The sequence below is a fragment of the Pseudomonas sp. Z18(2022) genome (assembly GCF_036346535.1).
Taxonomy (GTDB): Bacteria; Pseudomonadota; Gammaproteobacteria; order Pseudomonadales; family Pseudomonadaceae; genus Aquipseudomonas; species Aquipseudomonas yamanorum_A.
This window is the reverse complement of sequence record NZ_JAOTOA010000015.1, coordinates 28006-46219: the sequence shown is the minus strand read 5'-3', so window position 1 is coordinate 46219 and position 18214 is coordinate 28006. Positions and strand designations below refer to the sequence as shown.

15 protein-coding genes and 1 pseudogene are annotated in these 18214 nt (G+C 62.5%); 5 read left to right on the top strand and 11 right to left on the bottom strand.

What is annotated here, in order from left to right:
• Position 1: 1 nt before the first annotated feature.
• From V3W39_RS24375 to V3W39_RS33855, 3 genes and pseudogenes are all read left to right on the top strand, one after another.
• A complete protein-coding gene (locus tag V3W39_RS24375; RefSeq protein WP_330213507.1) occupies positions 2–1807 on the top strand; it encodes a CocE/NonD family hydrolase in 1806 nt (601 codons plus the stop codon).
• A gap of 120 nt (positions 1808–1927) precedes the next feature.
• Positions 1928–2977: pseudogene (locus V3W39_RS33860) on the top strand (methyl-accepting chemotaxis protein); the annotation flags it as partial.
• Positions 2978–3016: 39 nt separating this feature from the next.
• Positions 3017–3880: a methyl-accepting chemotaxis protein gene (locus tag V3W39_RS33855; RefSeq protein ID WP_371132985.1), complete on the top strand. Its 864-nt coding sequence runs from the start codon at positions 3017–3019 to the stop codon at positions 3878–3880.
• A 172-nt stretch (positions 3881–4052) separates the two neighbouring features.
• On the opposite strand, the gene V3W39_RS24365 is transcribed toward V3W39_RS33855, so the two are convergent.
• From V3W39_RS24365 to V3W39_RS24350, 4 genes are read right to left on the bottom strand one after another with little or no spacing between them, the layout of a single operon-like run.
• Entirely contained in the window at positions 4053–4421 is a 369-nt protein-coding gene (locus tag V3W39_RS24365) for a glyoxalase superfamily protein (RefSeq protein ID WP_177078887.1), read from the bottom strand.
• 29 nt (positions 4422–4450) lie between these two features.
• Positions 4451–5914, bottom strand: a complete 1464-nt coding sequence (locus tag V3W39_RS24360; RefSeq protein ID WP_330213474.1) for an N-acyl-D-amino-acid deacylase family protein — start codon at positions 5912–5914, stop codon at positions 4451–4453.
• Position 5915: 1 nt separating this feature from the next.
• A complete protein-coding gene (locus V3W39_RS24355; RefSeq protein ID WP_177042161.1) occupies positions 5916–6776 on the bottom strand; it encodes a MurR/RpiR family transcriptional regulator in 861 nt (286 codons plus the stop codon).
• A gap of 15 nt (positions 6777–6791) precedes the next feature.
• A complete protein-coding gene (locus tag V3W39_RS24350) occupies positions 6792–8195 on the bottom strand; it encodes a GntT/GntP/DsdX family permease (RefSeq protein WP_177042159.1) in 1404 nt (467 codons plus the stop codon).
• A gap of 193 nt (positions 8196–8388) precedes the next feature.
• Here V3W39_RS24350 and V3W39_RS24345 point away from each other — a divergent pair, with 193 nt between their 5' ends.
• Complete coding sequence (locus V3W39_RS24345) at positions 8389–8781, top strand: lysozyme inhibitor LprI family protein (RefSeq protein WP_177042157.1); 393 nt, start codon at positions 8389–8391, stop codon at positions 8779–8781.
• 350 nt (positions 8782–9131) lie between these two features.
• Here V3W39_RS24345 and V3W39_RS24340 read toward each other — a convergent pair whose 3' ends face one another.
• The 5 genes from V3W39_RS24340 to V3W39_RS24320 form a co-directional block, all read right to left on the bottom strand.
• Positions 9132–10577: a SulP family inorganic anion transporter gene (locus V3W39_RS24340; RefSeq protein ID WP_177120140.1), complete on the bottom strand. Its 1446-nt coding sequence runs from the start codon at positions 10575–10577 to the stop codon at positions 9132–9134.
• A gap of 238 nt (positions 10578–10815) precedes the next feature.
• Positions 10816–11709 carry an NAD-dependent epimerase/dehydratase family protein gene (locus V3W39_RS24335; RefSeq protein WP_330213473.1) on the bottom strand — a complete coding sequence of 298 codons (894 nt, stop codon included), beginning with the start codon at positions 11707–11709 and terminating at the stop codon, positions 10816–10818.
• 104 nt (positions 11710–11813) lie between these two features.
• Positions 11814–12710, bottom strand: coding sequence for a LysR family transcriptional regulator (locus V3W39_RS24330; RefSeq protein ID WP_177115799.1), 897 nt, complete (start codon positions 12708–12710; stop codon positions 11814–11816).
• A 41-nt stretch (positions 12711–12751) separates the two neighbouring features.
• The gene (locus tag V3W39_RS24325) at positions 12752–13342 is read right to left on the bottom strand and encodes an NAD(P)H-dependent oxidoreductase (protein WP_177042150.1); all 591 of its coding nucleotides are present in this window, start codon (positions 13340–13342) and stop codon (positions 12752–12754) included.
• Positions 13343–13458: 116 nt separating this feature from the next.
• Positions 13459–14223: a sulfite exporter TauE/SafE family protein gene (locus V3W39_RS24320; RefSeq protein WP_330213472.1), complete on the bottom strand. Its 765-nt coding sequence runs from the start codon at positions 14221–14223 to the stop codon at positions 13459–13461.
• Positions 14224–14406: 183 nt separating this feature from the next.
• On the opposite strand from V3W39_RS24320, the gene V3W39_RS24315 reads away from it, so the two are divergent.
• Positions 14407–15321, top strand: a complete 915-nt coding sequence (locus tag V3W39_RS24315) for a LysR substrate-binding domain-containing protein (protein WP_330213471.1) — start codon at positions 14407–14409, stop codon at positions 15319–15321.
• A 15-nt stretch (positions 15322–15336) separates the two neighbouring features.
• Here the strand turns inward: V3W39_RS24315 and V3W39_RS24310 are convergent, their stop codons facing one another.
• Positions 15337–16767: an amino acid permease gene (locus tag V3W39_RS24310; protein WP_177078896.1), complete on the bottom strand. Its 1431-nt coding sequence runs from the start codon at positions 16765–16767 to the stop codon at positions 15337–15339.
• Positions 16768–16899: 132 nt separating this feature from the next.
• Complete coding sequence (gene kynU / locus V3W39_RS24305; RefSeq protein ID WP_177129983.1) at positions 16900–18150, bottom strand: kynureninase; 1251 nt, start codon at positions 18148–18150, stop codon at positions 16900–16902.
• Positions 18151–18214: the final 64 nt, after the last annotated feature.

Genomic DNA, 18214 nt, shown 5'->3' with positions numbered 1-18214 from the left:
CATGCAGACGCTGCACAACCAGATGATCGCCATGCGCGACGGCATCCACCTCGCCACCGACATCTACTTGCCCCAAGGTCCCGGCCCGTTTCCGGTGGTGATCGAACGCACGCCCTACGACAAAAGCAAACCGTCGCGCTCGGAAATACAGCTCGACGGCCAGCACATCTCCCGCGAGCAAATGGCCGCGCGGTTTACGGCCCAAGGCTTTGTCGCGATCTTCCAGGATTGCCGCGGGCGCTACGCCTCCGAAGGTGTGTTCACCAAATACACCGCCGAGGGCGAGGATGGGTTCGACACCCTGGCCTGGATCGTCGAACAGCCGTGGTGCAACGGCAAGATCGGCAGCATGGGCCTGTCCTACGCCGCCCACACCCAACTGGCGATGGCCTGTCTGCACCCGCCGGGCCTGCACAGCATGGTCCTGGACAGTGGCGGCTTCGCCAATGCCTACCAGTGCGGGATTCGCCAGGGCGGCGCACTGGAACTCAAACAGGCCACCTGGGCGTTTCGCCAGGCCAAGGAAAGCCCGGCGGCGCTGGCAGACCCGGCGATCCTCGAGGCCCTGGAACAGGAAGATATCCACCAGTGGTTCACGCGCATGCCCTGGCAAGCCGGGCACTCGCCTCTGCGGCATGTGCCGGAATATGAGGCGTATTTGCTGGAGCAATGGGCCCAGGGCGACTTCGGCCCGTATTGGCAGGCGCCGGGAATTTACGCCGAGGGGCATTACCAGGATTTGCCGGATATTCCGGTGCTGTTCATGTCCAGTTGGTATGACGCCTATGTCAGCTCGACCCTGGCCAACCATGCAGCTTTCAGCGCCGGCACCACTTCGGCACATCAATTGATCATGGGCCCGTGGCTCCACGGCGATCGCAATATCACCCACAGTGGTGAGGTTGAATTCGGCGCCCTGGGTGCCTTCGACGGCCAGGTCGCCAGGGACTGGCTGAGCTGTCGCCTGGACTGGTTTGAGCGCGCCCTCAAGGACACACCGCTGCCGGGCCCGGCATCGGTGAAGGTGTTTTTGATGGGCGGCGGCACGGGCGTGCGGGATCAACAGGGTCGCCTGCAACACGGCGGTCGCTGGATCGAAAGCAGCCAATGGCCGCTGCCGGGCAGCACCCAGATGACCTTGCACCTCACCGCGCAGCGGCGCCTGCAACGTGAACTACCCAGCACCGAGAGCCAGCTCAGCTACTGCGCCGACCCGGCCAACCCCGTGCCGACCGTCGGCGGTGCGCTGACATCCGGGGCCCCCATTTTTGTCGGCGGCGCGTTCGACCAGCGCGAGCGGGCCGACTTCTTTGGTACCCGTGGCGACAATCGCCCCCTGGCCGAACGTGACGATGTCTTGAGCTTCCAGACCGAGCCCCTCACTCAGGACTTGATCGTCGCAGGCCCTCTTTCCATTGAGCTGTGGATCGACAGCGATGCACCCGATACTGATATCACCGCCAAACTGGTGGATGTCTACCCCGATGGTTTCGCCATGAATATCACCGACGGCATTCGTCGCGCCCGCTACCGTGACTCGTGGGAGCAACCCACATGGCTGACCCCAGGAAAGCCGGTCAAGGTAGTGATCGAACCCTTCGCCACCTGCAACCTGTTCCAGCGCGGTCATCGCCTGCGCCTGGACATTGCCGGCAGCAACTTTCCGCGGTTCGATGTCAACCCCAATAGCGGTGAAGCACCCGGCCAGGCGCAATACCCGAGGGTCGCGCGCAACACCGTGCACATGACACCGCGATATCCCTCGCGCATGGTGTTGACCGTGACCCCGTGCGCAGAGGCCAACTGACTACCGTTGGTCGCTCACGATCCATAAACCCAGCCGCCACGAAAAAACCGTTTCAGCTCTCGCCAGGCCTGCCGATACCCCCTGACTACCCATCGGCTGGTCGCTACTTCCAGCAACCGGATGTACCCGCAAATCTGTTCCTGGAGGAATGCGATGAATAGTTGGTTCGGCAACATCAGCGTCAATATGAAACTGGGCCTGGGCTTCGGCCTGGTCCTGGTGCTTACTTCGATCCTCGCGCTCACTGGCTGGACCAGCCTGGGCGGCCTGATCGACCGCAGCAACTGGATGAGCGACATCACCCAGCTCAATGCTTCGCTGACCAAACTGCGGATCGTGCGCCTGCAATATATGCTGGCCAACGGTGACGAAGGCGTGGCGCAAAACGTGCAGACCAACCTCGACAGTTTTTCGGCCCAGCAACAAAAGCTGCTGGACAGCTTCAAGAGCCCGGACAACCTCAAGCTGCTCAACGAGCAGAAAGCGATCATCACCGCCTACCAGCAATCCCTGAACAAAATGCGTGAGGCTTACCGCAACGGCAACGCCGCACGCCAGGTCATGGGTGACAAGGCGGACATCGCCAATGCGCAGATCGGTGCCCTGGATTCCAGCGTACGGCAGATGCCCGACAGCGCTGAGCGCTTCACCCAGTTCCAGGCCGTGACCAGCGCCAAGGAACAATTCCAGCTGGCCCGCTACGAAGTGCGCGGCTACACCGGCAACGTCAACGCCGAGACTGAAGCCCGTGCGGCCGCGCAGATCGAGAAAGCCATCGACGGTTTGAAAGACCTGCACGCAGCCTTCGGCGCCAGCCAGCAAACCGCCCTGAGCTCACTGGAAACGGCCCTCGGTGCCTATCGCAGCGCGGTGCAGAACTACAAGGCAGCCAACGCCAACATCGTCTCGGCCCGGGCAGAAATGACCACCCAGGGCACCGACATCGTCACCATCAGCGACAAGCTGTATGACATCCAGCTGCAACGCCGCGACGCCGAAAGCGCACAGGCCCGCAGCCTGCAACTGATCAGCACGTTGCTGGCGTTGCTGGTGGGCATCGTGGCGGCCGTGATCATCACCCGCCAGATTACCCGCCCACTGCGCGAGACCCTTGCCGTGGTGGAACGCATCGCTTCCGGCGACCTGAGCCACAACATCCAGGTCACGCGTCGCGACGAGCTCGGCGTGTTGCAACAAGGCATCCAGCGCATGGGCACAACCCTGCGTGAGCTGATCAGCGGCATCCGCGACGGCGTCACCCAGATCGCCAGCGCTGCCGAAGAGTTGTCGGCGGTCACCGAACAGACCAGCGCCGGGGTCAACAGCCAGAAGATCGAGACCGATCAAGTGGCCACCGCCATGCACGAGATGACCGCCACCGTGCAGGAAGTCGCGCGTAACGCCGAACAAGCCTCCCAGGCTGCCTCGGCCGCCGACGGTGAAGCCCGTGCCGGTGACAAGGTGGTGGCCGAAGCCATCGCCCAGATCGAACGCCTGGCTGCCGAAGTGGCCCGCTCCACCGACGCCATGACGCACCTGCAGCAAGAGAGCAACAAGATCGGCAGCGTGATGGACGTGATCAAGGCCGTGGCCGAGCAGACCAACCTGCTGGCACTCAACGCCGCCATCGAAGCCGCCCGTGCCGGTGAAGCCGGTCGCGGTTTTGCGGTGGTCGCCGATGAGGTGCGCGGCCTGGCCCAGCGTACCCAGAAATCCACCGAAGAAATCGAAGGCCTGGTGGCCGGTTTGCAGAACGGGACCCAGCAAGTGGCCGCCGTGATGAACAACAGCCGCAGCCTCACCGACAGCAGCGTCGAACTGACGCGCAAGGCCGGTGTGTCACTGGAAAACATCACCCGTACGGTGTCGAATATCCAGTCGATGAACCAGCAGATTGCCGCCGCTGCCGAACAGCAAAGTGCCGTGGCTGAAGAGATCAGCCGCAGTATTGTGAACGTGCGGGACGTGTCGGAGCAGACGGCTGCGGCCAGCGACGAGACAGCCAAGTCAAGTGTGGAGCTGGCGCGCCTGGGCGGGCAGTTGCAGCAGATGGTCAGCCACTTCCGGGTGTAAACCCACCTTCAACGCAAGCACCTTCAAACTGTGGCGAGGGAGCTTGCTCCCGTTGGGCCGCGAAGCGGCCCCAGTCCAAACAACCGAGACCGTTCAGGTAAACCCGGCGCCTGGTTTTGGGGCTGCTGCGCAGCCCAACGGGAGCAAGCTCCCTCGCCACATCAGAACGGGTTCAAACCGCTACTTCTTCGACAAACACCAACCGGTTCCCCGACGGGTCGCTAATGCTCATCTCACGACTGCCCCACGGCGTGTCTTCAATTCCGGGCTTGGCGTTGCGGTAGTTTTTGGCCAGCAACTGCTGCTGGTATGCCTCCAGTCCCTGGGCTTGAATCCGCACCGCCGCACCCGGCGAGCAGTCGCCATGGTGCTCGGACAGGTGCAGCACGCATTCCCCCAGCGACACCTGCAGGTACAACGGAAAATTGTCTTCAAACCGGTGCTGCCAATCGACCTTGAACCCCAGGAAGTCGACGTAGAACTCCAGCGTCTTGGCCTCGTCGAAACTGCGCAGAATGGGGGTGACTTTTCCTAAGTGCATGGCGATTGCTCCGTGTTTGAGGGCGGCCACTATAAAGCCGCAAACCCTTTACGCAAATCCCCGCTGCGCGCCAGGAATCGTCCGGGCCGCTGGCCGTTGGGCTGCCCGTCGCTGTAGCTCAGCACGCCGTTGACCCACACACCGTCAATCCCTTGCGCCGCACGCTGCGGCTCCTTGAAGTCAGCCACATCGCGCACCCGCAACGGATCAAACAACACCAGGTCCGCCCAGTGCCCTTCGCGAATTTCACCGCGTTCGGCCAGGCCAAAACGCGCCGCCGACAAGCCGGTCATCTTGTGCACCGCGGTGTGCAGCGGGAACAACCCAAGGTCCCGGCTGAAATGCCCCAGCACCCGTGGAAACGCGCCCCACAAGCGTGGATGAGGGAACGGATCTTCCGGCAGACCATCCGAGCCAATCATCGACAGCGGATGCGCCAGGATGCGCTGCACATCCGTCTCATCCATCCCGTAATACACCGCGCCGGCAGGTTGCAGGCGACGGGCCGCGTCCATCAGCGGCACTGCCCACTCGGCGGCAATGTCCTGCAGGTCCCGCCCGCCCATTTCCGGATGCGGCGTGGACCAGGTGATGGTGATACGAAACGCATCGGTGACTTGCTTGAGGTCCAGGGTCGAAGAACTGGCCGCATAGGGATAGCAATCGCAGCCCACCGGATGGGTCTTCGCCGCGTGTTCCAGCGAGGCCAACAGTTGCGGGCTGCGACCCCAGTTACCGGCGCCCGCGCACTTGAGGTGGGAAATGATCACCGGCGCCCTGGCGTGGCGGCCAATCTGAAACGCCTCGTCCATGGCCTCCAGCACCGGCTCGAATTCGCTGCGCAAATGCGTGGTGTACACCGCGCCGAACGCCGTGAGTTCTTCACTCAGCTGCAGCACTTCATCGGTCTCGGCGTTGAACGCACTGGCGTACGCAAGGCCGGTGGATAACCCCAGGGCACCGTCCGCGAGACTCTCCTGCAACTGCGCGCGCATCGCGGTGATTTCGCCGGGCGTGGCGGTGCGCTGCAGGTCGTCCATATGGTTGCTGCGCAGCGCCGTGTGGCCGATCAGCGCCGCCACGTTGACTGCCGGGTGGGCGCTTTCCACCGCCGCGCGGTAATCGGCAAAACGCGGATAGGCGAAAGCCTCACGCTTGCCGAGCAGGTTCATCGGGTCCGGCGGATCAGCCCGCAGGCTCACCGGCGAAGCGCTGATGCCGCAGTTGCCGACGATCACCGTGGTCACGCCCTGGCTGAGCTTGGGCAGCATCTGCGGGTGACGAATCACCACCGTGTCGTCGTGGGTGTGCACGTCGATAAACCCCGGCGCCAGCACGCGCCCGGTGGCGTCGATTTCATGCTCGGCGCTGTCTTGGGACAGGTCGCCGATTTTCTCGATACGCCCTTCGCGCAACGCCACATCGGCGACATAGCCGGGGGTGTTGCTGCCATCAATGATCAAAGCCTGGCGGATCAGCGTGTGGTACTTCATCTCAGTCTCCAAGCGGCAGGCTGTCGGGGCCGCCGCGATAATCGTCCAGGGCCAGCTTGATCCGTCGCAGGCGTTCCTGGTTGTCGTCCGGCATGGCCAGGGCCAGCTCGGTGGCGAGCACGTCGATGGCCAACAGCATTCCGTAGCGCGCCGCCGTTGGCTTGTAGATAAAACTGGTTTCCGCCGGTTGCAGCGGCAGCAGCACGTCGGCCAGCTGCGCCAGCGGGGAGTCCGGCAGGGTGATGGCGATGATTTTTGCGCCGTAGTTGCGTGCCAGCGCCACAACGCCCAATACCTCCGGGGTGATGCCGGTCAGGGAGCAGACGATCAGCGCATGTTCCGGGCCCAGCGTGGCGGCGGTCACGCGCATCATTACCGGGTCGTGGCAGGCGGCGATCGAGTAGCCCAGGCGCACCAGGCGCACTTGCAACTCGTCACTGCACAGGCTCGACGGCCCGCCCATGCCGAACGCGTGGATCATCCGCGCATTGCCCAGCAGGCTCACGGCGTCGACAAAACTGCGCTGGTTGAAACCGGACAAGTGCCGGCGCAACGTCGCCTCGATATCGCTGAGAATCTGCCGGTGAAACGCCGACTGCTCAGGCAGGCCCGCCGGGTCGAGGAAACGGCTGCCAACCCCGCTGGCCTGGGCCAGTTGCAGGCGCAGGTCGCGCAGGTCACGGCACCCGACACTGCGGGCAAAGCGCGACAAGGTGGCGGTGCTGACCTCGGCACGTTGAGACAACTCTTCCAGGCTGGCGGACGCTGCAAAGCCGACGTCATCGAGCATCAGCTTGGCGATACGCCCTTCGCCGGCGCTGAAGGAATCCTGGCGGGCGCGGATCTGGTAGAGGATGTCCATCGGTTCGGCTCCGGGTTACAAAATGCAGGACAGGCCATAAGTCAGACCGAAGGCGACCACTGAAATCAGGGTCTCCAGCACGGTCCAGGTCTTGAAGGTCTGGATCACCGTCATATTGAAGTATTCCTTGATCAGCCAGAAGCCGCCGTCGTTCACGTGGGAAAAGATTACCGAGCCCGCACCGGTGGCCAGCACCAGCAATTCCGGGTGGGGATAACCCAGGCCCATGGCGACGGGTGCTACTACGCCCGAGGCGGTGGTCATGGCCACCGTAGCCGAGCCGGTGGCGATGCGCATCAACGCGGCGAACAGCCAGCCCATCACCAGCGGCGACAAATTGAAGGCATGCGCCAAGCCGAGGATTTCATTGGTGACGCCAGCGTCTACCAGGATCCGGTTAAGGCCGCCGCCCGCGCCCACCAGCAAGGTGATGCTGGCGGTCGGCGCCAGGCATTCGTTGGTGAACTTGAGGATCGATTCGCGGTTGAAACCCTGGGCCAGGCCCAGCGTCCAGAAACTCACCAGGGTCGCCACCAGCAACGCGATCACCGAGTTGCCGATAAACAACAGGAACTGGTTGAACGCGGTACCCGGCGTGGAAATCAGGTTGGCCCAGCCACCGATCATCATCAGCACCACCGGCAACAGGATGGTGCCCATGGTCAGGGCAAAACTCGGCAAACGGGTGCGCGGTTCGCGGTCGATGAACTGGCGTTCCAGCGGGTTTTCCGCCGGCAGGTGAATGCGCGGCACGATAAATTTAGCGTACAGCGGCCCGGCAATGATTGCGGTGGGTATGCCGATCAAAATCGCATACAGCACCGTCTGCCCCACCGACGCGTTATAGGCCAGCACCGCCATCATCGCCGCCGGATGCGGCGGCACCAGTGCATGCACCACCGACAGGCCCGCTACCATTGGCAGACCGACCATCAGGATCGACACGCCCACCCGCCGTGCCACGGTAAACGCGATCGGCACCAGCAACACAAAACCGACCTCGAAAAACAGCGGCAGCCCCACCAGGAACGCAATGCACACCATCGCCCAGTGCGCGTTGCGCTCGCCGAACCGGTTGATCAGCGTGCGCGCCACCTGCTCGGCGCCGCCGGATTCGGCCATCATCTTGCCGAGCATCGTCCCCAGCGCGACCACCAGCGCAATATGCCCCAGCGTCTTGCCGACGCCCGCCTCGTAGGAGCCCATGATCGTGTCCGCCGGCATCCCGGCCAACAGCGCCAGGCCGATGGACACCAGGGTGATGACGATAAACGGGTTGAGCCGGTAACGCGCGATCAATACGATCAATGCAATGATGGCGATGGCGGCGTAGATCAACAGCCAATACCCCGGTGATGCGGCCATGCGGTACTCCTCGGAAAGGGTCACGTCGAATAGGTTGTGAAAGTCATAAATCATTACCGAGGTGGATTTTCAATTTTCATGAAAGTAATTTTCGCCCACGGATAAGCCTTGTCGCGCAGGGACATGCCCGGGGCCAGTGGATGAAAATTCGGGGGGCGTTCTTACATGAAGATCGCCGGGGCTGGAAACTCAACGGCGCAGGCCGAGTCTTAGACTGCACACCGACTCATGACCAGGAAAACCCAGAATGAATCGTAAACACCTGCTTGTTCCGTTCGCCGCCAGCGCACTGCTGCTGGCTTTGTGCGGCACGGCGTCGGCCGACGAGAACCCGGCGCTGAAAAAATGCATGGACGGCGCCAACACCACCGCCGACATGGTCGATTGCAACACCAAGGAAACCAAGGTTCAGGACGCGCGCCTGAACACCGCCTACAAAGCTGCCATGACGGCCATGGAAGGCACCCGTAAACAGCAATTGCAGGATGTGCAGCGCCAGTGGATCAAATTTCGTGATGCCAATTGCGGCTTCATCGGCTCGGCCACCGGCGGCACCATTGACCAGGTCAACGGTTCCGGCTGCGTGCTGGACATGACCCAGACCCGCGCCCAGGAGCTGGAAAACCTGGTCGGGCCCTGATGGTCAAGCACACCCTGCGTAGCAGCGGTCGAGTAGAACGAGGCCGCGTTCGGCTGCGCAGCAGTCGTAAAACCTGAGACTTCGGTGTATCAGGCACACCGCAGACGCAGCCTCGCCAAGGCTCGACAGCTGCTACGCAATCGCACCTCTGCGGAGCAGCAGTCGTAAAACCTGAGACATCGGTGTGTCAGGCACACCGCAGACGCAGCCTCGCCAAGGCTCGACAGCTGCTACGCAATCGCACCTCTGCGGAGCAGCAGTCGTAAAACCTCAGACTTCGGTGTGTCAGGCACACCGCAGACGCAGCCTCGCCAAGGCTCGACAGCTGCTACGCAATCGCACCTCTGCGGTCAGTCGTGCTGTACCCGGGCGCGCTTGAGCAGTTTGCGGCAGCGCTCGGACAGGTGCAGCACCCGCAGGTGCTTGCCAGCCTTGGTATAGCGCTCCCGCAGGGTCATCAGCGCGGCAATCGCCGAGTAATCGACGAAGCTCAAGTGACGGCAATCCAGCGTCACCTGGGCCGGGTCGTTGGCCGGGTCGAACCGGTTGAGAAACGGCGTGGTCGAGGCAAAGAACAGCGTGCCGTGCACCCGATAGAGTTTGCTGCCGTCCGGCTCCATATGCTCATCGGCATATAACTCACGCGCTTGCTGCCAGGCAAAGTTCAGCGCCGCAATCACAATCCCGCACAGCACCGCCGTCGCCAGGTCGGTGAACACGGTAATCACCGTCACCGCCATGATCACCAGCACGTCGTTGAGCGGCACCTTGTTGATCACCCGCAACGAAGCCCAGGCAAACGTCTGCTGGGACACCACGAACATCACCCCCACCAACGCCGCCAGCGGAATGCGCTCGATCAGCGGTGACAGAAACAGAATGAACAGCAGGATCATCACCCCGGCAAATACCCCGGAGAAACGCCCACGCCCGCCAGAGCTGAGGTTGATCACGGTTTGCCCGATCATCGCGCAGCCGCCCATGCCGCCGAACAGGCCCGAGACCATATTCGCCGCGCCCAGGGCCACGCTTTCGCGATCCGGGTAGCCACGGGTTTCGGTGATTTCGTCGGTGAGGTTGAGGGTCAGCAGGGTTTCCAGCAGGCCGACCATGGCCATCAGGATCGCGTAGGGCGCGATGATGTGCAGGGTTTCCAGGGTCCAGGGAATCTGCGGCAACGCGAAGCTCGGCAGGCCGCCGGCAATGTGGGCCATATCGCCCAGGGTGCGGGTTGGCAGGCCCAGCAGGTACACCGCCAAACCGACGCCAAGGATCGCCACCAGGGCCGGCGGTACGGCGCGGGTCAGGCGCGGCAGCAGGTAGACAATGGCCATGGTTGCCGCGACCAGCCCGGTCATCACATACAGCGGCGTGCCGCTGAGCCAGCTGTCACCGCTCTTGAAGTGTTCCAGTTGCGCCAGGGCAATGATGATCGCCAGGCCGTTGACGAACCCGAGCATCACCGGGTGCGGCACCATGCGCACCAGCTTGCCCAGGCGTAACAGGCCGAAAGCTACCATGATCAACCCGCCCAGCAGCACCGTGGCCAGCAGGTACTGCACGCCGTGTTGCACCACCAGCGCGACGATCACCACCGCCATCGAGCCGGCGGCACCGGAGACCATGCCGGGCCGGCCGCCGAACAGCGCGGTGAGGGTGCAGATGATGAATGCGCCGTAGAGGCCCATCAGCGGGTTGAGGTGAGCCACCAGGGCAAAGGCGATGCATTCGGGCAGCAAGGCAAAAGACGTGGTGAGTCCGGCCAGGGCGTCGGCGCGCAGACGGGTGAGGTTCATTGAAGTACCGGGGAGTTGCGGGGATAAGGCTGGGGATGGTACGGAATTGGGCGCTGCGGAGCCAGCGATTGTGGCCAATTCTGTGGCGAGGGAGCTTGCTCCCGCTGGGCTGCGAAGCAGCCCTAAAAAGAACACTGCGGTGTTTCAGTTCAATTTTGACAACCGGTTTGGGACTGCTGCGCAGTCCAGCGGGAGCAAGCTCCCTCGCCACAAAAAACAGGGACCACGCAGCCTGGCATCAAACCATCTCGTTGCGAATCCACTCGACTACGGAGGTCCGCTTCGGCGCCCACCCCAGCAATTCCCGCGCATGCTTGCCACGCACCCGGCTGTTGGAGCCCAACCCATAATTGGCCATCTCATAACCCCACTCGGCCTCGGCATCCGCCAATGGCCAATCCTGTGGCTTGCCCAGCTTCAGCGCTTCGGCAATCGCGGTGGTCATGTCGACAAACGCCGCTTCGCCACTCTCCACAAAGTAGAAAGTACCCGGCACATTCTTTTCCAGCGCCAGCAGGTAAAGCGCAACCACGTCTTCAATGTGCACGTTGGACCAGATGTTCTGGCCAGTGCCCACATGACGCACTACACCACTCTTGCGCGCCTGCTTGAGCAAGCGCGGCAATTGCACGCTGTCGCGCTTCACGCCCAGGCTGTGGCCGTAGATCAGGGTGTTGCAGATCACCGCCGAGTTCACGCCGTCTTTGGCGGCAGCCAGGATCAGATTGTCGATGGCCACCCGGGCAGCCTTGTCGACGGTCGGCTCCGGCAGGTTGTCCTCAAAGTAGATGACATCGCTCGACTTACCGCCCGACGCATCACCAACGATGCTCGAACCGCTGGTGTGCAGGAAGGTCTTGTTGGAACTGCGCAGCGCGGCCAGCAAGGTTTCGACGGCGCCGCGATGGTCGCTGCTGGCGGCGTTGATCACGGCATCAGCCTTCTTCGCTTGCTCGGTCAACAGCGCACCGTCATCCAGTGTGCCGATTACCGGGGTGATGCCCAGTGCGGTCATTGCTTCAGCCTGCTCGGCACTGCGCACCAAACCGGTAACTTTGTGGCCGGCATTGACCAGGCCAGTGGCGATGGAACCGCCGATAAAACCGGCAGCGCCGGTAATGAATACGTTCATGGAGGTGTCTCCCTGCGTGAGTAATTGATGGACTCAGTATTGCGGACCTATCCGTGCGGAATAAGTCCGTATTGACCAATTCAATCTTGCGCAGGGGTCACGAATCAGCTGGCGTAGCTGGCCAGCTTGCCCTGGATAAAGTCCAGGAAGCACTGGATGCGCAAGGCCAATTGCGAGTTGCGGTAGTACACCGCGTTGATCGGCTGGCGATAGCCGCTGTTGAACTCCGCCAGCACCGGTATCAGGCGCCCGGTCTTGATGTCCTGGGCGGTCATGAAGTCCGACAGACAGGTGATGCCCTGCCCTTCCAGCGCCAGCTGGCGCAAGGTTTCACCGCTGGAAGCGGCAACGCCCGGCTGGATCTGCCAGCGATCCCCGTGCACATGGCGCAGCGGCCAGTGGTTGAGGGTTTCGGTCTGGGTGAAGCCGAGCAAGGTGTGTTCGGCGAGTTCGGCAACGGTGCCGGGCGTGCCGTGCTGTTTCAGGTACGCCGGGCTGGCGAGGATATGCAGCGGGCTGCAACCCAGGGAGCGGGCGTGCAGGGTCGAGTCCGCCAGGGCGCCGATGCGGATCGCAATGTCGGTGCTCTGCTCCAGCAGGTCGATGATCAGGTCGTTGCTGTTCAGCTCCAGCTGGATGTCCGGGTACAGGCCGCGAAACTCGGCGATGTACGGCACGATCGCGTGCAGCATGAATGGCGACGCCGCGTTGATCCGCAAGCGCCCCGACGGGGTTTGCTGGCGCGACGACAGGCGCTCTTCCAGGTCGTCCATCTGTTCGAGGATCACCTTGGCCCGCTCGAAGAAATACTTGCCCTCCTCGGTCAGGTCCATGCGCCGGGTGGTGCGGTTGATCAGGGTGGTGTCGAGCTTGGCTTCCAGGCGCGACAGGGTGCGGCTGACCGCTGACGGCGTCTGCCCGACCTGTTCGGCTGCGGCGGAAATCGACCCGCATTCAATCACGCAGACGAAGATCTGTAGCTCATCGGATCGGGCTTTCAACGTGAATCCTCTTTATAGCGGCTGCACGGATACTAGCCGCATTACAGACTCAGGTTAAACACCTGGGCCAGATGCTGCTCATAACGCGCCACGTCGGCTTCGATGGCCGGGCGTTTCATCACGTCCACGCACAGGAAGGTCGGCAGGCCGGTCATGCCGAGGAATTCGTTGGCCTTGTGAAACGGGAAGTAGACCGCGTCCACGCCCTTGGCTTCGAAGAAGTCGGTAGGGTCGTCGAAGGCTTGCTGCGGGGCGTTCCAGGTCAGGGACAGCATGTATTGCTTGCCCTGGACCAGGCCGCCGCTGCCGTATTTCTGCGAAGAGTCGGAACGGGTGCGGCCGTCGCTGGCGTACAGGCTGCCGTGACCTTCGGTGAAGACTTCGTCGATGTACTTCTTGACGATCCATGGGGCGCCCATCCACCAGCCGGGCATCTGGTAGATGATCACGTCGGCCCAGAGGAACTTGGCGACTTCTTCGGCCACGTCGTAGCCGGCGTCGATGTGGGTTTCCTTGACGTCGACGCCGCCACGGTCGAGCACGGCCAGGGCGGCTTCATGCAGGGTGCTGTTGTAGCGACCGTCGGAGTGGGCGAATTTTTTACCACCGTTGAGCAGCAGAACTTTTTTCATGAAGGTGCCTAAAGATTAAAAATGTCTGAAGGCAGGGTAACGGGGTCGGCGCTTTGGAATAAGCGTCGGGCAGGCAAAATACATTTGATCAAATCGCACGAATCAATAACGCATTCTTAACCACTGATCAGCAGATGCCCACCCAGCGCAGCCATGCCGATAAAGAACACGCGCTTGAACAACACGGCACTGATGCGTTGGCGCAGGGCCTGGCCCAGCCACATCCCGAGCAGCGCCGGAACCAGCGCCAGTAGCGAGGCATTCAACTCGCCGCCGCCCAGGCTGCCGCGCCAGAACAAACCGGCGGCCAGAGCCAGGGTCGAGACGGTGAACGACAAGCCCAGCGCCTGCACCAGTTGGTCGCGGTTCAAGCCCAAGGCTTGCAGATACGGCACCGCCGGAATCACGAATACGCCAGTGGCCGAGGTGATGACACCGGTCAGCACGCCGCACAACGGCCCCAGCCAGCGCTCGGTGGCCGGGCTGACCTTGAACGTCGGCAGCAGCAACCCGCTCAAGGCATACACCAGCAACGCCCCGCCCAACGCCCGCACCACCCAATGCCCGCCGTCCATACCGAGCCACAACGAGCCCAGCCCGGTGCCGAGGAAAATCAGCAGGAGCATCGGCCACAGGCGTTTGATCAAGGCGCTCAGGTGACCGCCGAACGCCAGTTGCCAGAGGTTGGTGACGGTGGACGGGATGATCAGCAACGCCGCAGCCTGCGCCGGCAACATAGCCAGGCCGAGCATGCCCATGGCGACGGTGGGCAGGCCCAGGCCGATCACGCCCTTGACCGTGCCAGCCAGCATAAACGTGCCAATCACCAGTAATGTCAGGGCCTGGCCGAGGTTTTGGTAGAACGCGAGTAAAGTATTCATGGGTTGATTTTGCGGGTTTGGGTGATGTCTGAAAATTCGCCATATACTGAGGCAGCCTCTTGTTTTGCGTGAGGCTGATGACGCCATCGCAGGCAAGCCAGCTCCCACAGTGGATCGCATTCCAACTGTGGGAGCTGGCTTGCCTGCGATGAGGCCGGCCCATTCACCCGGAACCTGCAGCCCATGCACTTTGACCTGATCGACCTGCGCCTCTACCTGCACATCCTCGACACCGGCAATATCACCGCCGGCGCCAGCCGCAGCCATTTGTCCCTGGCGGCGGCCAGCGCGCGGATTCGGGCGATGGAAGCTTCACTGGGCATCGAATTCCTGGAACGTGGCCGCCGAGGCGTCACCCCAACCCCGGCAGGCAAAGCCCTGGCCCGTCACGCCCGCCTGCTGTTGCAGCAAGCCGAACACCTGCAGCAAGACCTCGCCGAATACGCCAACGGCGTCAAAGGCCAGGTGCGCCTGCTGTGCAACACCACTGCCCTGAGCGAATACCTGCCGGAACTGCTGGCGGATTTTCTGCACGAGCACCCCAACCTCGACATCGACCTGCAGGAACTGCCGAGCCTGCGCATCACCCAAGCCTTGCGCCAGGGCACAGCAGACCTGGGGATTATTTCCGATGCGGTGGACACCCACGGCCTGCAAACCCTGCCCTTTCGCGACGACCCACTGGTATTGATCATGCCGCTGGATCACCCCTTGGCCGAACGCACCGTGAGTTTCATCGACAGCTTGCAGCACGACTACGTGGGCCTGGCCGCCGGCAGCGCGTTGGCGGTGTACCTGGAAGAACAGGCATTGCACGCCGGCTTTCGCTTGCAGACACGCATTCGCGCGGACGGCTTTGACGGGTTGATTCGCATGGTCGCCCACGGCGCCGGGCTGGGGATCGTGCCTCAGGCGGCGCTGGAGCGCTGGCCGTTGGAGCGGCGCTTCAAGGCCCAACCCCTGACCGAGGATTGGGCCTGTCGCAAGCTGCTGTTATGCGCCCGCGAGTTCGAGCAATTGCCGGGTTACGCCACCCAACTGCTAAACGCCCTCTCCCCCTGTAGGAGCGAGCTTGCTCGCGAAGAACGTCAACGATAACGCGGGCTTTCTGATTTAACCCGGCGCCCTCGGGTTTTTCGCGAGCAAGCTCGCTCCTACAGGGTTTTGGCGACCCTTGCGGAAAAACACGTAATACACCAGCGACAAAATCAGCAGGAACGGCACCCCGAACACCAGCGTCATCTTGAACGCGTCGGTAAAGAACGTGGTGATCATCACCGCCCCCATCAGCACCAGGCCCAGCAGGGTGCTGTAGGGAAACAGCGCCAGCTGGAACGACAACTTCGCTCCGCCGTGACGCTTGCGATAGCGGCGGAAAAACAGGTGCGTGAGGAAGATCATGAACCAGGTGAAGATCGCGCCAAACATCGAGATCGCCATCATCAGGGTGAACGAGCTTTCCGGGTACACCACATTCAGCAGCGTCGCCAGGGCGATGCCCGAGCTGGACAGCAGCAAGGCGTTCAGCGGGATCCCGCTCTTGCTCAAGGCGCCCATGGACTTGGGCGCAAACCCGGCGCGGGATAGGCTGAACATCATGCGGGTGGTGATGTAGAGCTGGCTGTTCATCGCCGACAAGGCCGCGATCAGGATCACAAAATTCATCACCCCCGTGGCGCCGGGAATCCCGATGGTCTGCATCACCGTGACGAACGGGCTCTGGGCATGCCCGGCCTGGTTCCACGGCACGATGGCCAACATCAGCGCCAGGGTCAGCAGGTAGAACACCACCAGCCGCACGATGGTTGCGCGGAAGGCTTTTTTCACCGCCTGCTCCGGGTCGGCTGCTTCGCCGGCGGCCACCGCGATCATCTCCACGCTCAGGTAGCTGAAGATCGAGACAATCACCGCGATCCACATGCCGCTCAACCCGTTCGGGAAAAAGCCGCCGTGGGCCGTGTAATTCTGCACGCCGTAATCCGCGTTGCCGGAGCCGAACACCACATACACCGCGAGGATGATGAAGCCGACAATGGCGCTGATCTTGATCGTGGAGAACCAGTATTCGAAGTTGCCGAAGGTCTTGACGCTGATGGCGTTGAGCACGATCAACACGCTGGAAAACGAGACGATCCACACCCACTCCGGCACGTTGGCGAACCAGTACTTCATGTACATCGCCACTGCCGTGACCTCGGCACCCACCGCCAGCACAATCGCCGCCCAGTAGGCATAGCGCACCAGGAAACCCGCCAGCGGGCTGACGTAGAACTCGGCATACGCGCCGAAGGAGCCCGAGGTGGAATGCGCCACCGTCATCTCCGCCAGGCAGCCCATCAACAGCAAGGTGATCAGCGCGCCGATGGCGTAGCTGACCAGCACGCTGGGCCCGGCATAGCCGATGGCGTAGGCGCTGCCCATGAACAGCCCGGTGCCAATGGCGCCACCGATGGCGATCATGCTCATCTGGCCGGAAGTGAGCTGGCGCCGCAGGCCCAACTCGCGATTGGTTATTTCGGCAAAGCCTTGGTCTGGCGTGGTCACGTGGCGTGCCCCTTTATTATTGTGATTGCACACGATGTTGATGCCCCTTGTAGGAGCCCGGCTTGCCGGCGATGGCGATCTTACGGACGCCATCGCCGGCAAGCCGGGCTCCTACAGGGGTTTTGTGTTGTATCAGGTGACGCTGTGGCGAACTTTGAATTGCGGCTGGTCCCAGGTTTTCTGGTCAAGAATCTCGCCAAGGATTTCCACTGCGTCCCAGACCTCGGTGAAGCTGGTGTACAGCGGGGTAAACCCAAACCGCATGATGCGCGGCTCGCGATAATCACCAATCACGCCGCGGGCAATCAAGGCCTGGATAACCGCATAACCTTCCGGGTGCTCGAAGCTGACATGACTGCCACGCCGGGCATGTTCACGCGGGGTGATCAGGGTCAGTTCGTGGGCGGCGCAACGGGATTCCACCAGCGCGATAAACAGGTCGGTCAACGCCAGGGATTTAGTACGAAGGCTGGCCATGTCGGTCTGGGCAAAAATATCCAGGCCACATTCCACCATCGCCAGCGAGGTAATCGGCTGGGTGCCGCACAGGTAGCGGGCGATGCCCTGGCTCGGCGCATAACGCGATTCCATGGCGAACTGCCGGGTATGCCCGAACCAGCCCGACAGCGGCTGCGTGACCACATCCACCAGCGCCGGGTTGACCCACACAAACGCCTGGGAGCCCGGCCCGCCGTTGAGGTATTTGTAGGTGCAGCCAATCGCGTAATCGGCGCCCGCCTGATGCAGGTCGATCGGCACCGCGCCCGCCGAATGCGCCAGGTCCCAGATCGCCAGCGCGCCACATTCATGGCTCAACGCGGTCTGGGCCTGCATGTCGTACATGTAGCCGGTCTTGTAATTGACGTGGGTGAGCATCACCACCGCTGTGTCCTGGTCGATGGCCTGGGGCAGTTCGTCCGGGCTGTTGACCAGGCGCAGGGAGTAGCCCTGTTGCAGCAGTTCGGTCAGGCCTTCGGCGATGTACAGGTCGGTGGGAAAATTGCTCGCTTCGCTGACGATCACCTTGCGGCTTGGCGCACGTTCGCGCTGCACGGTCAGGGCCGCACTGAGCACCTTGAACAGGTTGATGGAGGTGGTATCAGTGATCACCACTTCACCGTCGCGGGCACCGATCAACGGCGCCAGGCGATTGCCCAGGCGCTGGGACAGGTCGGCCCAGCCGGCACTGTTCCAGCTGCGAATCAGCCCATTGCCCCACTCCTCGGCGATCACCGCTTGCGCCCGCGCCAGAGCTGCCACCGGGCGCGCGCCGAGGGAGTTGCCGTCGAGGTAGATCACCCCGGCCGGCAAGGCGAATTGGTTACGCAGCGGCGCCAGCGGATCCTGGGCGTCGAGGGTCAGGCAATGGGTGCGGGTGGTCATGGTCAGTCCTGTTCTTGTAGTAACAATGAGCCAAATAATGAACGAAGCTTTAGAGAATTTTCGT